Genomic DNA, 13,005 nt, shown 5'->3' with positions numbered 1-13,005 from the left:
GTCCGGATGATCTGGGCCAGGGGGGGGTCAGGGGACCGCGGTGTTCCCTTTGGAGTCTTTCCCCAGGTTGCGAAGGTGGCGCCGGGCCAGCTCGGAGCAGGACAGGGGGTGCCAGGGCCCCGCCGGGGGTTCCAGGGCCCGGGTGTAGGCGTCTCGGGCGGCCGGGCCGAGACCGTAGTGCTCGGCGAGGCGGCCGATGACGTACCAGTCCGGCGGGGACGGCCGGGTGCACTGGCGGGCCGTGAAGACCTGCCCGAGGACTTTCATCGCCTCCTCGCCCCTCCCCGTCTCCGCGTAGAGCGCGGCGAGGGTGTGCAGGGGGGCGATGGCGCCCTGCCGGTTCCACGCCGACACCGCCTGCCGGGCGATCTCCAGGTCGCGCTCCGTCACGCGGCCCTGGAAGCAGGCCATCCACGCGCGGGTGTTCAGGGTCCCGGCGTCCGCTTCCCCGGCGGCCTGGAGGGCGTCGAACGCGGAAGCCGCCGCGTCGAAACGCTCCTGGTCGGCGAGAACCTGGAAGCGGAGCCGGCGATAGAGCCTCGCGGAGGGGTTTCGCCGCGTGGCTTCGCCCAGCAGCGTCTCGGCCTCCTTCGGCCGCTTCGCGAAGCGGAGGGCCGTCACCCGCGCCAGGACCGCGAACTCCGCGTCGGGATAGCGTTGCACCAGGCGTTCGGAGACGCGCAGCATCGCGGGAAGGTCGGGGATTTTGGCGTGGAGGGTCGCCAGTGCCGAATCGATGGCGGCCCGCTGAATCTCGTTCGTGCAGCCCGCCCTCCCCTCCTCCAGGATCCCGATGGCCTCCCCCAGCCGTTTCCCGCTCTGCACGATCAGGGCTGCGGCCATCCGCATCCGGAAGACGTCCTCCGGGTGGTCGCCGTCCCAGAAGACGTGAAAGGGAGACGGGCTGAGCGGCCGGGCCGGAAAGGGGTTCCCGGGGTGGCTCCTGGCATGGTGATCCAGCCAGAACCGGGCCGCTTCGAAGCGCTTCGCCTCGAGGAGGTCGAGGACGTGGAACCCGATCCCCGCCGGGTGATCGGAATCGCCCAGGATGGCGAATCGTCCCCCCTGCCGGACGACGTAGCAGCAGACCGTCGAGGGGAACCGGGCGTCGGGGCCGATCTCCACGATGTAGCCGCACGCGTCGTTCCCGTCGACCCGGAAATCGGGCTGAGACAGGCAGATGTCGGTGTACACCTCGCGGCAGACCCCCGTCCCGGCCAGGGTCGCGTCGGCCCAGGGGGGGGCTTCGCGATCCGGGGCGTCCCGGTCGGTGAGGTCGGTGAGGAAACCGGGGGTGAGCAGGGGCCGCAGAAGGGAGTCGCCGGTGTCGGCGAGGGACGGGAGCGCCGCCAGGTAGCGGCGGGCGGCGTCGGACGGGGAACGGGGGGCGTCCGTCGGAAACCCGGAGCGCACCAGGCGGGCGATCTGGTCCGCCATGGCCTCCCGGGCGAGAAAATCGTCCGCCCCGCGCGCGGCCTCCCGGGCCAGGCGGGCGGCGGCGGGATAGAGCCGGAGTTGCAGGAGGGTCCCGGAGGCGAAGTCCAGCGCTGCCCGCCGGCTCGCTTCCGGGTGGATCCCCGCCGCCTCGCGGACGGCGGCTTCCGGTCCTTCCTCGGCGGCTGCGGCCAGGAGGCGGAGCCGGTCCCGGGCCTCCGCGCCCTCCATGGTTCCGGCCAGTTCCCGAAGCTCGGGGAAACGCCCCAGGTGGGCCAGGACGAGGGCGAGACCGCCACGGGCCGTGTCGTCCAGCCGGTCGGGGGGGAGGTGGCGGTAGCAGTTCGCCGCCCGTTCCAGGTCGGCTGCCGGCGCGGCATAGGGCCGGCCCCGGGCGTCGTGCTCCAGGACGGCGGCGAGATCGAGGAGGTCCTGCCCGGTGTCGTCGGAGGGCAGGGCGATGGCCTTCTCGTAAGCCCGGATGGCCCCGTCGCGGTCCCAGCCCTCCGCGAACCGCCGGGCCATGAAGTCGTGCTGGAGGGCCCAGGCGAGGGTCGAGAAGGCCGGGGCGCTCGCCGGGTCGAGACGGGTGGCTTCGAGGGCGGCGTCCCGGGCCGCGTCCCCGAACCCGACCCGGAGGAGCGCCCGGGCCAGCCGTAGCCGGTGGATCGCCTTTCCGGCTTCGGTTTCCGCCATCCGGCGGTAGGCGGCGATGGCGGCGGCGCTGTTCCCTTCGAGAAAGGCTTTCTTCCCGAGGTGGTCGAAATGGAGGACGAGCGGTGGGGCATCGAGCCACTTCCGCAGGGCGGCACGGGTCTCGTTGAACTCCGCCGGGGTGAGTTCGGCCTTGCCGGAGTCGAACCGGTGGGTGACCCGGAGTCGGCCGTCCGCCAGGGGCTCGAAACGCCGCTCGAGACGCATGGTGCCGAAGGACCGGGTCTCGTCGTCGGGGAGGGTGCGCAGCACGAAGCCGGCGGGCGGTCGGATCCGGTATTCGAGGTGGAACACGTGGGGGACGGAAACGCGGTACCGGTTTCGCCGCGATTCCGGGGTGGCGGCGGTGAGTTCGTCCGGCAGCCAGGACAGGGCCGACCCCTGCAGGAGTGCCAGGGAAGCCGTGTCGTCATCGGTGAGGGAACGCCCGAAGCGGTCGAGCCGGAAACGGACCCTCAGCGGTTCGGCGGGGGTTGCCGCCCCCGAGACGTGACCCTCGACGAACATTCCCCCCCGGTACTCCGACGCCAGGTAGTCCGACAGGGACGCGGCCATCCCGGTGTCCGTCACGTCTTCCCAGGATTCCCGGGCGACCTCCTCCGCGTCCCCGGAAAAGGACGACGCCTCCTCGACGGAACCGGGCCCGGAGTCGGCCAGGACGACGTCACGGGTTTCCTGGACCGCGTTGTCCGAAGACCGGGTCTGCGGGGTCCGCTCGAGGGCTTCCGTCTCCGGGGCCACCACCAGCGCCCACCGTCCCTGGTCGGGTCGCGGGAGGGTCCCCCCCCGCGGGATGACTTCGGTCGGGTCGGCCCACACGGGCCGGGGACCGGGGACCACCAGGATGACGTGGTCGAAGTTCGCCAGGCCGGGGAGCGACGGGTCGATGTCTTCGCCGGGCCCGGTCCGGAGCAGGGCCAGCCGCGCCGGGACCCCCGCCCGGCGCAGGATTCCCACCGCCAGGACGGACTTGTCCTTGCAGTCGCCGAAACCGCGGCGGAGGACCTCCGCGGGCCCCGCCGGGACGATGGACCGCTCGCCCAGCTCGAGCCCGGTGTAGCGGACTTTCCCGTTCACCCAGTCGACGACCCGGCGAACGGCCGCCTCGGGGGCCGACGGGTCCAGTTCGCCGACCTCCTTCCGGATGGCGGCGAATGCCTCCGACGCCAGCAGGTCTCGCGTCAGGGCGTCGTAGGCCGAGGCGACCCCTCTCCACGACGGGCAGGTGGAGAAGGAGAAGGAGGGCTTCCGGGGGATGTCGGGCGGAAGACCGGTCTCGGTCTCGCCGAGGGGGTCGAGGTTGTCCCACTCCCAGGTCCGCCGGACCCGGCCCCCGGCAGTCTGCCGACGCTCCTGCACCGGGGGGAGGAGGCAGATCCGAAAGGCGAAGGGAAGGTCCTCGGGGAGGTCCACCACGATGCGCAGCCGCCCGTAGAGGTATCCCGGCGTCACCTGGATCCCCTCGAAGGCCCCCTCCGGGGAGTAGGGCTGGTGGTCGCAGCCGACGATCTCCTCCTCCACCACGGACCCGACGGTGACCCCGGGAAGCGGCGCGCTGAGGACCCGGTCGTCGGAGTAGGTCTTCTCCTCGTCGTCGGGGGGGGACGTCTCCAGGACGTCCCTCGGCTGGAGGAGGTGAACCTTGCCGTCCGGATTGGAGATCCTTGCCCGGACCCGGGGGCGTTCCTGGTACCAGGGGGACCAGTCCGCCTCGAGGTCCGACCACCCCTCCACGCCTTCGCGGTCGAGGATGCGGTAGACCCACCGGGTGGTCTGCTCGACGCGGTTCCGGTGGTCGACCCGGTAGATCATCTCGTGCAGAAGGATCTGGACACCGGCGCCGTCCCCGGAAGGGAGGCGGCGGGCCGCCTCGGCCAGTTTGTCGGGCGTTGCCTGGAAAAAGGCCATCTCCCACGGCCGGGCGTCGTCCGCCGCCGGGCAGCAGGGCGCCAGGGCCGCCAGGATCGCCGCGAGGAGGAAAGGGGGGGCGGGGCGCCGGCGGGCCCGGGTTGCAGGGGTACGGCGAAGGCCGATCACGGGTGTTGCTCGGTACGGTGTCGGCCCGGGGCCGGACGACCGTCTCAGGCCGTCACGACCGGGTCGTCGCCCGAGGGGGGGAAACAGGTCCGCTCGAGGTGCTCGTAGTAGTTGATCACCTTCCGGACGTACTGCCGCTTCTCGGTGTAGGGCCCGGGGTAGAAGCTGCGCTTGAAGCCGTAGATGAGCATGTTCCGCAGGTCTGCCCGGGTGAACTCGAAGTGGCGGAGGGCCAGGGTCAGCTCCCGGCAGGTGTCGGTGCTGGAGACCAGGCGGTTGTCCGTGCCCAGGGTGTAGCTGAGTCTGCGGCGTTTCATCTCGCCGAAGGGGTGGCGGGAGAGGTCTCCCAGGCCGGGGTCGGTCTGGAGGTTGCTCGAGAGGCAGACCTCGATGGTGACCCGACCGTCCGCGATGAACTGGCCGAGGCGTTCGACGTACTCGGCCCGGTCCGCTTCCGTGCCGTTGGGGATCATCTCGAAGTGGTAGAGGTGGCTGCCGTGCCCGATGCGGTCGGCGTAGAGTTCGGTGATGGCCTGGAAGATGCTCTGGGGGCCGAAGGCCTCGCCGGCGTGCACCGTCTTTTTCATGAAGTTCTTGTGAACGAACTGGAAGGCCTCCCGGTGGTCGATTGCCGGCCAGCCGCTCTCGTCGCCCGCCAGGTCGAACCCCACGATGGGCAGGCCCAGCCGGTCCCGGATGCTCACCACGGCCCGGGCCAGCTCCAGGGAAGCGTGCCGGAAGATCTCCTTGGGGGTCGCGAACCGGAACACGTCGAACAGGCGCTGGTAGTAGGCGGAGTAAAAGGGCTCGAACTTGCGCATGGCGCAGACGATGATGCCGTATTCGCACGGCGGCTCGATGCCGGCGCGGACGCCTTCCGTGCCGGTGTTGAACTGGTCACGGGCCCGGCGGAGGCCGCGGTCCACGGCGCCGAGGATGTCCTCCCACGAGAGGTCGTCGTGCACGTGAAGCTGCGGGGCGAAACGGACCTCGATGTACCGGCAGCCCTCCTTCAGGTTGTCCTCCATCAGTTCGTACGCGGCGCGCTCGAGGTTCTCCGCGTTCTGGAGGACGGCGACGGTGTACTGGAAACCCTGGAGATACTCGGTGAGGTCGGCGTAGGACTCGCGGAAGACCGTTTCCCGGAGCCCGTCGGCGGTGTAGGAGGGGAGTTTCACGTTTTCCTTCCGGGCCATCTCGATCAGGGAGTCGATCCGCAGGGAACCGTCCAGGTGGAGGTGGAGATCGCACTTCGGAAGCCTTCGGATCATGTCGGGGGTGAGGCGCATGGGCGGCCCTCCTTTGAGGCATTTGGCGCAGTTTACATGATTTCCGCGGCGAAGCAAACTGAATTATTACCCTTGACAAGGTGGCGGAACGTCTCTAATATTAGGCTTTAACCGTCGAGGGGACGGCTGCCGGATGAGGGAAAGGCAAGCATGAGTCATCACGATGGATCGGGTGTTTTCGAAAACTGTGCCGATGCCCTCCGTTCGGCCCCCGTCAGGGACGTCTACGACATTCTCCCCCGCCTCTGTGTCTGCAAGGACAAGGGCCTCCTCCCCGTGGTGGCCGAACTCCTGTTTTCCGGCGACCGGGACCGCGAGGAGCTGGCCGCCTGCACCATGGCCGCCCTGTGCGACCCGGGGGGGCTTCCCCACCTGTTCGGCAAGCTCGACCGGGCGGAAACCTTCCAGTGGGCCGGCAGCCTCCGGCTCCAGACCGCCATCATCGAGGCCATCGGCGAGATCGGCGACGATTCCGCCAGCGGGCGGCTGCTCGACTTGTTCAACCGTCACCTGAAGGGGGACCGGTTCCTCCGGAAGCGGCGGGTCATCATCCTGGACGCTCTCGGCTCCATCGCCCTGCAGGGCGGGGAAGCCGCCGTGGACATCCTGGTGGGCTTTCTGGACCACGAGGACTTCCTGGTGCGGGCCAACACCCTCACCAACCTCTCGAACGCCTTCTGGCATCGTCCGAACGAGCTGCCCGCCCCCGTCTTCGAGAAAATGCTCACCCTTTTCAGGGACAAGAACCTCTACGTTCAGTACGCCCTGATTTCCGCCCTGGAGAACCTGGCGGATGTCGGCTGCCGGATGGCAGCCGACATCTTCGCCGACTGATCAGTTCACCATCTTCTTGACTTCGGGAAGCAGGTCCTTGGCGCTCTGGGAAAAGGGGCCGGCAGGTTCCATCTTCAGGTAGGTTTCCAGCATCTCGAGGGAGCCCTTGGCGTCCCCCTTGTTGAGCAGGCACATGGATTTCTGGTAGTAGGCGGCCGCGTACTTGGGGTTGGCCTCGATGCACTTGCTGAAGGCGTCGAGGGCTTCGTCCATCTTGTTGCTGTTGAGCATCAGGACGCCCACGTTGTAGTTGTTGACATCGGCCCGGAGCGGGTCCACCGCCACGGCTTCCAGGAAAACCTTCTGGGCCTCGTCCACCATCCCTTTCTTGTGGTAGAGCGTGCCCAGGTTGGTGCGGAGCGCGCCGTCCTTGGGGGAGGCCTCGATGGCCTTCTTGTAGGCGTCGATCGCCTTGTCGGTATCGCCGGCCAGGTCGTAGCAGTTGGCGATCTGGCCCAGCACCACCGGCTGGGCGGGCTCGAGGGCCAGGGCCTGGTTCAGCTTGTCGACGGCGCCATTGTAGTCCTTGTTCTGCTTGAGGGTCATGGCCTCGTCGAAGAAAGCCTTCAGTTCCGCCGTGAGCTTTTCCTTCTTCTTTCGCTCCTCTTCCTCGCGCATCAGCTTCTCGCGCTCTTCCTTGGTCAGCTCCGAGGCGATGTAGCCGGTGCCGGAGTACAGCTCGAAGTCGAGGTTGGTTTCGTCGGTGCCCTCGGGCTTCGCCACCCGGGGCTCCTCCCGGGGCTGGTAGCCCTCGACCTTGACGAACGCCTTGTAGTTGCCCCACTGGAGCCGCTGCATGTACTGGCCGTTCTTGTCGGTCTTGATCTTGATGATCTTGCCCTGGTCGATGTCCTTGAACGTGATCTCGGCCCCCACGATGGGCGCCTTGGTGGCCGCGTCGAACACTTTGCCCCGGACCAGCATGGTGGACGCCCCCTGGCCGGAGAAGGTGAAAATCGCCAGGGCCAGGACCGTCAAAGCGGACACGGTGATCAGCAATCGTGCGAATCTCATGGGTCCTCCTTGGATGATGCCCGGGGCGAAACGGGACGGTCGCCCCGGACCGCGTTGGAATCGCAAATTATATCAGAAAGAACTTCAGGTTCCTATCTTCTTTTTGTACGCGATCGGGTCCTCCGCGCCCGCCTCCCGGAACCCCCGGAGCCGGAGGGCGCAGCTGTCGCACGCGCCGCACGCGGCGTCCTCGGCCTGGTAGCAGGACCAGGTGAGGTGAAAGGGGGTGCCGAGTCGCAGGCCCGTCCGGACCACCTCCGCCTTCGTCATGCCGATCACGGGCGTGCGGATCCTCAGGGCCGGCCCGATGCCGGTCCCCGTGTCGATGACTCGCTGGAAAGCCGCGTAGAATTCCGGGCGGCAGTCCGGGTAGCCGGAGCCGTCCACGGCGATGGCGCCGATGTACACGGAAGACGCCCCGAGGACCTCGGCCCAGCTCACGGCCGCGGCGAGAAGGTGCGCGTTCCGGAAGGGGACGTAGGAACTGGGGAAGGTCTTCCGGTCGAGGTCGGCGGCTTCCACGGGGATCCCCGGGTCGGTGAGCGAGGAGCCCCCGATGGCGGCCAGTTGGCGGAGATCGGCCACCAGGCGGCCCGTCGCCCGGAAGTGGTCGCACAGGGCTTCAAAGCAGGCCAGTTCCTTCCGCTCGGTCCGCTGCCCGTAATTGACGTGCAGGAAGTGGAGCCGGCTCACCTCCCCGGCGGCGATGGAAGCCGTCACGGCGCTGTCCATCCCCCCGCTGACGATCACGACGCCGGCGTCAGTCGTCGACATGGCCCACCTCCCGGTACGTGGCGGACATCTCGGGGGTCTCGTAGACCGTCACGGCGTGCAGCGCGCAGGGGGCGGGGATGGACGGGGCCATCTCCCGGTAGATGTACGCGGCGATGTTCTCCGCCGAGGGGTTGACCTGGAGAAAGGGCCCCTGGTCGTTGAGGAGGCGGTGGTCCAGGGTGTCGAGGACGCGCCGGGCCGCCCCGCGGATGTCCCCGAAGTCCATGGCCAGGCCGCACCCGTCCAGGGCCCGGCTCCGCACCCGGATCTCCACGACCCAGTTGTGCCCGTGCATCTGCTCGCACCGGCCTTTGTAGTTCCGGAGCTGATGGGCCGCCGAAAAATCCAGCCGAACGCTGAGTTCCCACATGCAATCACCTCTCGGGGAGCCTCCGCCCCCCTACGGTCAGGATTCAAACGGTCCGCGAAGGTTTCAGTTCGTTTAAGGCAGATCGTTGACGAGCCGGTTCTTCGTGTCGAAAATGTCGCCGGACGGCCCCATCCGGTAGGTGGGGAAGCTGGAGTCGTCGGGGACGGCGACCACCTCGTAGGTGGCGGACTCCATCTCCCCCGAAGGTGTGCAGCTGAAGGTGTAGCCGTTGAGGTGGACCACCAGGGAGGCGAAGCGCTCATCCAGCAGCTGCCGGCTCACGAGTTCCTGGAGGGTGCCGTAACGGCCGGCGTCCTCGAGGTGCTTCGCCTGGGCCACGTTGATCTCGTTGAAGATGCTCCGGATGTTCGGCACCGCCCGGACCGCCGGGATCGAGTAGTGGGGGATGGGCGTGGAGTACGTGGGCGCGGTCTCCTTCGGGGGAAGGCCGGCGGGTTGGGCCGGCGCCGGTTTCTCCTTCATGCCGAGGAAACGGGCGGGCTCGTCGCTCACCATGACCAGGATGACGAAGACCAGCAGGATGCCGGCGAAACAGAGGCCGTACTTGGTTTTCCAGTTCCACTCCCACTTGGGCAGCCAGCCCGGGTTCCATTTCATGACGTGTTCCTCCGGTCCCGCGAGATCCCGTGAAGACCGAATTGTAGTGATCCCCCGTGAAAAGATCAAGGAGTTTGACGCAAGTCAAGTCGCGGGCCGGCACGATGCGTTAGGATCGGGAGCATGACGGGACGGGTGAAAAAGGGCGTGACTTCCCCCCGGCCGGTTGTGATATTTTATGAAAGACCAAACAATACAGGAGGAGCCATGAGCATGTTTTGTTTCCAGTGCGAGCAGACCGCCAAGGGCACCGGCTGCACGGTGGCGGGCGTTTGCGGGAAAGACCCCCGGACCGCGGCGCTCCAGGACCTGCTGGTCCACGCGGCGAAGGGGGTGGCCCTGTACGCCGTGCGGGCCCGGAAGCTGGGCGTTTCCGACCCCGCCGTGAACCGCTTCACCCTGGAGGCGCTCTTCACCACCGTCACCAACGTCAACTTCGACCCCCTGCGCATGGAAGCGAGGCTCCGCGAGGCGGCGGCGGTCCGGGACCGCATCCGCACCCTCTACGCTGAGGCCTGCCGGGCCGGAGGGGTCGAGCCCGATTCCCCGGGCGGACCGGCGGACTGGCAGCCGGCGGCTGACCTGGACGGCCTGGTCGCCCAGGGCGAGGCGGTGGGGATCGAAGCCCGGCGCGCCGCGCTCGGCGCCGACCTGGCCGGCTTGCAGGAACTTCTGATATACGGCCTCAAGGGCATGGCCGCCTACGCCGACCACGCCGTGGTCCTGGGCCGGGAGTCGGAGGAGGCTTACGCCTACTTCCACGAGGCCCTCGCGTTCCTGGCGGAGGGCGAGATGACGGTGGGGAACCTCTTCGGGCAGTGCATGAAGTGCGGGGAGGCCAACCTCGGGGTCATGGGGCTTCTGGACGACGCCAACACCGGGACCTACGGGCACCCGGAGCCCACGCCCGTCCGGGTCCACCCGAAGAAGGGGAAGGCCATCCTGGTGTCCGGGCACGACCTGAAGGACCTGGACGCCCTCCTGAAGCAGACGGAGGGGAAGGGGATCAACGTCTACACCCACGGCGAGATGCTCCCCTGCCACGGTTACCCGGGGCTGAAGAAGTACGCCCACCTCGCGGGCAACTACGGCGGCGCCTGGCAGGACCAGCGGGCCGAGTTCGACGCGTTCCCGGGCGCCATCCTCATGACCACCAACTGCATCCAGAAACCGAAGGAGACTTACCAGGCCCGCATCTTCACCACGGGGCTGGTGGCCTGGCCCGGCGTGGTCCACGTGACCCGCGACGACTTCTCGCCGGTGATCGAGGCCGCCCTGGCCGCCGGGGGCTTCGCCGAGGACGGCCCCGACGACACCATCCTGGTGGGCTTCGGGCACAACGCCGTCATGGGTGCGGCGGGGAAGGTCATCGAGCTGGTGAAGAAGGGCGCCATCCGGCACTTCTTCCTCATCGGCGGCTGCGACGGGGCCAAGTCCGGGCGCAACTACTACACCGACTTCGCCCAGGCGGTCCCGAAGGACTGCGTGATCCTGACCCTGGCCTGCGGGAAGTTCCGCTTCAACAAGCTGGCCTTCGGCGACATCGAGGGCATCCCGCGGCTGCTGGACGTCGGCCAGTGCAACGACGCCTACTCCGCCATCCAGATCGCCGTGGCCCTGGCCAACGCCTTCCAGACCGACGTCAACAGCCTGCCGCTGTCCCTGGTCCTCTCCTGGTACGAGCAGAAGGCGGTCTGCATCCTGCTGACGCTGCTGCACCTCGGGATCCGGAACATCCGCCTCGGCCCCAGCCTGCCCGCTTTCGTCACCCCGGCGGTGCTCAACGTCCTGGTGGAGAAGTTCAACATCGCCCCCATCACCACGGTGGAGGCCGACCTCAAGGCCATCCTCGGCTAGAAGTCCGCGCCCCGTACGCGCCGCCTGCCGGGCGGCGCATTCTCTCCCTCCCTCGCATTCTCCAGGCGCCTTCCGGCAGAAGGCGCCCACCGTACGCCCCGCCTGCCGGGCGGCGCATTTTCCTCCCACTCGCGCTCTCCAGGCGCCTTCCGGCAGAAGGCGCCTACCGTACGCGCCGCCTGCCGGGCGGCGCATTTTTCCCAAACCCGCCGCCCTGGAAATACCCCCCCCGTGCACCCCGCGCCTTCACGGGAGCCCCCCCCTGTCCCCGTTTGCGCCTTGCCTCGGAAAGCGGCATCCGGATCGCGCTCGCCACGGCTGGCACACCCCGTTCTCTCCCACGATGAAATCTGAATGCCGTCTCGCCCGTCCGGTGATACACTGCCGCGAGGAGCGAACGTGTCGGCCGGGAAATCCATCGCGGTGCTGGAAGCCCTCTTCGTGACCCTGCTGTGGTCCACGTCGTGGGTGCTGATCAAGGTGGGCCTCCAGCGCATCCCCGCCCTCAGCTTCGCCGGCCTCCGCTACGTCCTCGCCTTCATGGCCCTGGCTGCTTTCGCCGCCCTCGCCGGGAAGCTGGCGCCGCTTCGACGCCTGACGCGCGGGCAGCTCGCCCGCCTCGCACTCTACGGGGTGATTTTCTTCGCCGTCACGCAGGGGAGCCAGTTCCTGGGGCTCTACTACCTGCCCGCCGCCAGCGTCTCGGTCCTCCTGAATTTCACGCCGCTCGTGGTGGCCCTGGCGGGCATCCCGCTCCTGGGGGAACGCCCTTGCGGACTCCAATGGCTCGGCATCGGGGTCTTTCTCTCCGGGGTCGGCCTGTTCTTCCTGCCCTTCCCGTTGAAGGGGCTGAACCTGCCGGGCGCCGTCGTCATGATCGTCGGGTTGGCCGCCAACAGCTTTTCCACCCTGTACGGGAGGAAAATCAACCGTGAGGCCTTCGCCGACCCGCTCACGGTGACACTGGTCAGCATGGGCGTCGGCAGCGCCCTGCTGCTGGGGGCGGGGACGGCCGTCCAGGGGTTGCCGCCGCTGACCGGCACGGACTGGCTCATCGTCCTCTGGTTGGCCGTGGTGAACACCGCGCTGGCCTTCACCCTGTGGAACCGGGCACTTCGGAGACTCGAGGCGTCCGAGGCCGGCATGATCAACTGTTCCATGCTGGCCCAGATCACGCTGATGGCCTGGGTATTCCTGGGGGAGCCCCTGACGGGCCGACAGTGGGTCGCGGTCTTCGTCGTCAGCGCCGGCGTGGCCCTGTCGCAGTTGAAGAACGGCCGGCGACGAGGTTCCGTTACTCCCCCGCCGGCTGCGTCGGCGTAATCACCTTGGGCGGTTCCGGCAGTTTGCCGTATTTGTTTAAGCTCTCCATCATGGCTTCAATGAGGCCCTCGCCGGCCTGCCGGATCTCCGGGTGGTTCTCGGTGAGCTTGGCGATCCGTTCGAATTCATTCTTGTCCTTGTAGTATTTCCGGACCATCTCTTCCATTTTGCTTTCCATCCGGCCCTGGTCCGGTTGGCCGTCAACGAAAAGGTCCTTCACGGCGTCGGTCTTCCAGAAGTCGGTCATCTCGCGGATGCACGCCAGCAGGTTCGCCCTCTCCTCCGGGGTGACCGGGCTCCGGGCGTCGTCCACGGTTTTGAGAAGGCCGTCCAGGGCGGCCTTGAGCTCCGGGTCCTTCAAGAGCGTCCGGGCCGCCTCGGAACGCAGGATTTCCGTCAAGTCCCTGATCTTCTCCATCACGGCGGCCTTGGTTTCCGGCGTGGACGCGCAGAGGGCGGGGACAAGGCCGAGGGCAACCAGGATACCGAGAGCGATGCTGCGTTTCATGTCTTCCTCCAGGTGAATCTGCCGGACGGGTCGGAGTCTCTCTCCGCGTGAATCTCCGATCGGAGTCGGCGGTGGGAGGATCATATCATGCGAGGTCCCTGAAGGCACGCGCCCCCTGCCATGCGGCGCAGGGTTTCCATGGCGAAACGCCTATAAGTCAAAAAACCCTTGATTGCTCAAGGGTTTTTTGACTTTGCCGGACTGCGTCGGATTCCAGAATGGTGGAGGGAACG

General features: G+C 67.9%; 10 protein-coding genes. 3 read left to right on the top strand and 7 right to left on the bottom strand.

Going from position 1 to position 13,005, the window contains the following annotated elements; translation table 11 throughout:
* Positions 1-27 precede the first annotated feature (27 nt).
* Together KA419_16955 and KA419_16950 are read right to left on the bottom strand one after the other, a co-directional pair.
* A complete protein-coding gene (locus KA419_16955) occupies positions 28-4,185 on the bottom strand; it encodes a DUF3857 domain-containing protein (protein ID MBP7867622.1) in 4,158 nt (1,385 codons plus the stop codon).
* 44 nt (positions 4,186-4,229) lie between these two features.
* On the bottom strand, positions 4,230-5,474 hold the full coding sequence (locus tag KA419_16950) for an adenosine deaminase family protein (protein ID MBP7867621.1): 1,245 nt from the start codon (positions 5,472-5,474) through the stop codon (positions 4,230-4,232).
* Between the two features lie 150 nt (positions 5,475-5,624).
* Here KA419_16950 and KA419_16945 point away from each other — a divergent pair, with 150 nt between their 5' ends.
* Positions 5,625-6,308 (top strand): hypothetical protein, encoded by a 684-nt coding sequence (locus KA419_16945; GenBank protein ID MBP7867620.1) that lies wholly within the window; start codon positions 5,625-5,627, stop codon positions 6,306-6,308.
* Here the strand turns inward: KA419_16945 and KA419_16940 are convergent, their stop codons facing one another.
* The 4 genes from KA419_16940 to KA419_16925 form a co-directional block, all read right to left on the bottom strand.
* Positions 6,309-7,322, bottom strand: a complete 1,014-nt coding sequence (locus KA419_16940) for a tetratricopeptide repeat protein (protein MBP7867619.1) — start codon at positions 7,320-7,322, stop codon at positions 6,309-6,311. It lies immediately after the preceding gene.
* An 84-nt stretch (positions 7,323-7,406) separates the two neighbouring features.
* Positions 7,407-8,096: a 7-cyano-7-deazaguanine synthase QueC gene (gene queC, locus KA419_16935; GenBank protein MBP7867618.1), complete on the bottom strand. Its 690-nt coding sequence runs from the start codon at positions 8,094-8,096 to the stop codon at positions 7,407-7,409.
* Positions 8,083-8,466, bottom strand: a complete 384-nt coding sequence (queD, locus tag KA419_16930) for a 6-carboxytetrahydropterin synthase QueD (GenBank protein MBP7867617.1) — start codon at positions 8,464-8,466, stop codon at positions 8,083-8,085. Before queD ends, queC begins: the two co-directional genes overlap by 14 nt.
* A gap of 72 nt (positions 8,467-8,538) precedes the next feature.
* Entirely contained in the window at positions 8,539-9,084 is a 546-nt protein-coding gene (locus tag KA419_16925; GenBank protein ID MBP7867616.1) for a hypothetical protein, read from the bottom strand.
* A gap of 213 nt (positions 9,085-9,297) precedes the next feature.
* Between KA419_16925 and hcp the strand changes: the two genes are divergently transcribed.
* Together hcp and KA419_16915 are read left to right on the top strand one after the other, a co-directional pair.
* On the top strand, positions 9,298-10,941 hold the full coding sequence (hcp, locus tag KA419_16920) for a hydroxylamine reductase (protein ID MBP7867615.1): 1,644 nt from the start codon (positions 9,298-9,300) through the stop codon (positions 10,939-10,941).
* A gap of 399 nt (positions 10,942-11,340) precedes the next feature.
* Positions 11,341-12,264 carry an EamA family transporter gene (locus KA419_16915; protein MBP7867614.1) on the top strand — a complete coding sequence of 308 codons (924 nt, stop codon included), beginning with the start codon at positions 11,341-11,343 and terminating at the stop codon, positions 12,262-12,264.
* On the opposite strand, the gene KA419_16910 is transcribed toward KA419_16915, so the two are convergent.
* The gene (locus KA419_16910; protein ID MBP7867613.1) at positions 12,236-12,772 is read right to left on the bottom strand and encodes a hypothetical protein; all 537 of its coding nucleotides are present in this window, start codon (positions 12,770-12,772) and stop codon (positions 12,236-12,238) included. The two genes, KA419_16915 and KA419_16910, sit on opposite strands and share 29 nt — an antisense overlap.
* Positions 12,773-13,005 lie beyond the last annotated feature (233 nt).

Source organism: Acidobacteriota bacterium, assembly GCA_018001935.1.
Classification (GTDB): Bacteria; Acidobacteriota; JAAYUB01; order JAAYUB01; family JAAYUB01; genus JAGNHB01.
Note: the sequence above shows the minus strand (reverse complement) of the source record. Positions and strands in the feature narration are given on the sequence as shown.

Coding starts and splice junctions, on each gene's coding strand:
- KA419_16950 (MBP7867621.1), bottom strand. CDS start 5,474: ATGCGCCTCACCCCCGACATGATCCGAAGGCTTCCGAAGTGCGATCTC.
- queD (MBP7867617.1), bottom strand. CDS start 8,466: ATGTGGGAACTCAGCGTTCGGCTGGATTTTTCGGCGGCCCATCAGCTC.
- KA419_16910 (MBP7867613.1), bottom strand. CDS start 12,772: ATGAAACGCAGCATCGCTCTCGGTATCCTGGTTGCCCTCGGCCTTGTC.
- KA419_16940 (MBP7867619.1), bottom strand. CDS start 7,322: ATGAGATTCGCACGATTGCTGATCACCGTGTCCGCTTTGACGGTCCTG.
- KA419_16945 (MBP7867620.1), top strand. CDS start 5,625: ATGAGTCATCACGATGGATCGGGTGTTTTCGAAAACTGTGCCGATGCC.
- hcp (MBP7867615.1), top strand. CDS start 9,298: ATGTTTTGTTTCCAGTGCGAGCAGACCGCCAAGGGCACCGGCTGCACG.
- KA419_16925 (MBP7867616.1), bottom strand. CDS start 9,084: ATGAAATGGAACCCGGGCTGGCTGCCCAAGTGGGAGTGGAACTGGAAA.
- queC (MBP7867618.1), bottom strand. CDS start 8,096: ATGTCGACGACTGACGCCGGCGTCGTGATCGTCAGCGGGGGGATGGAC.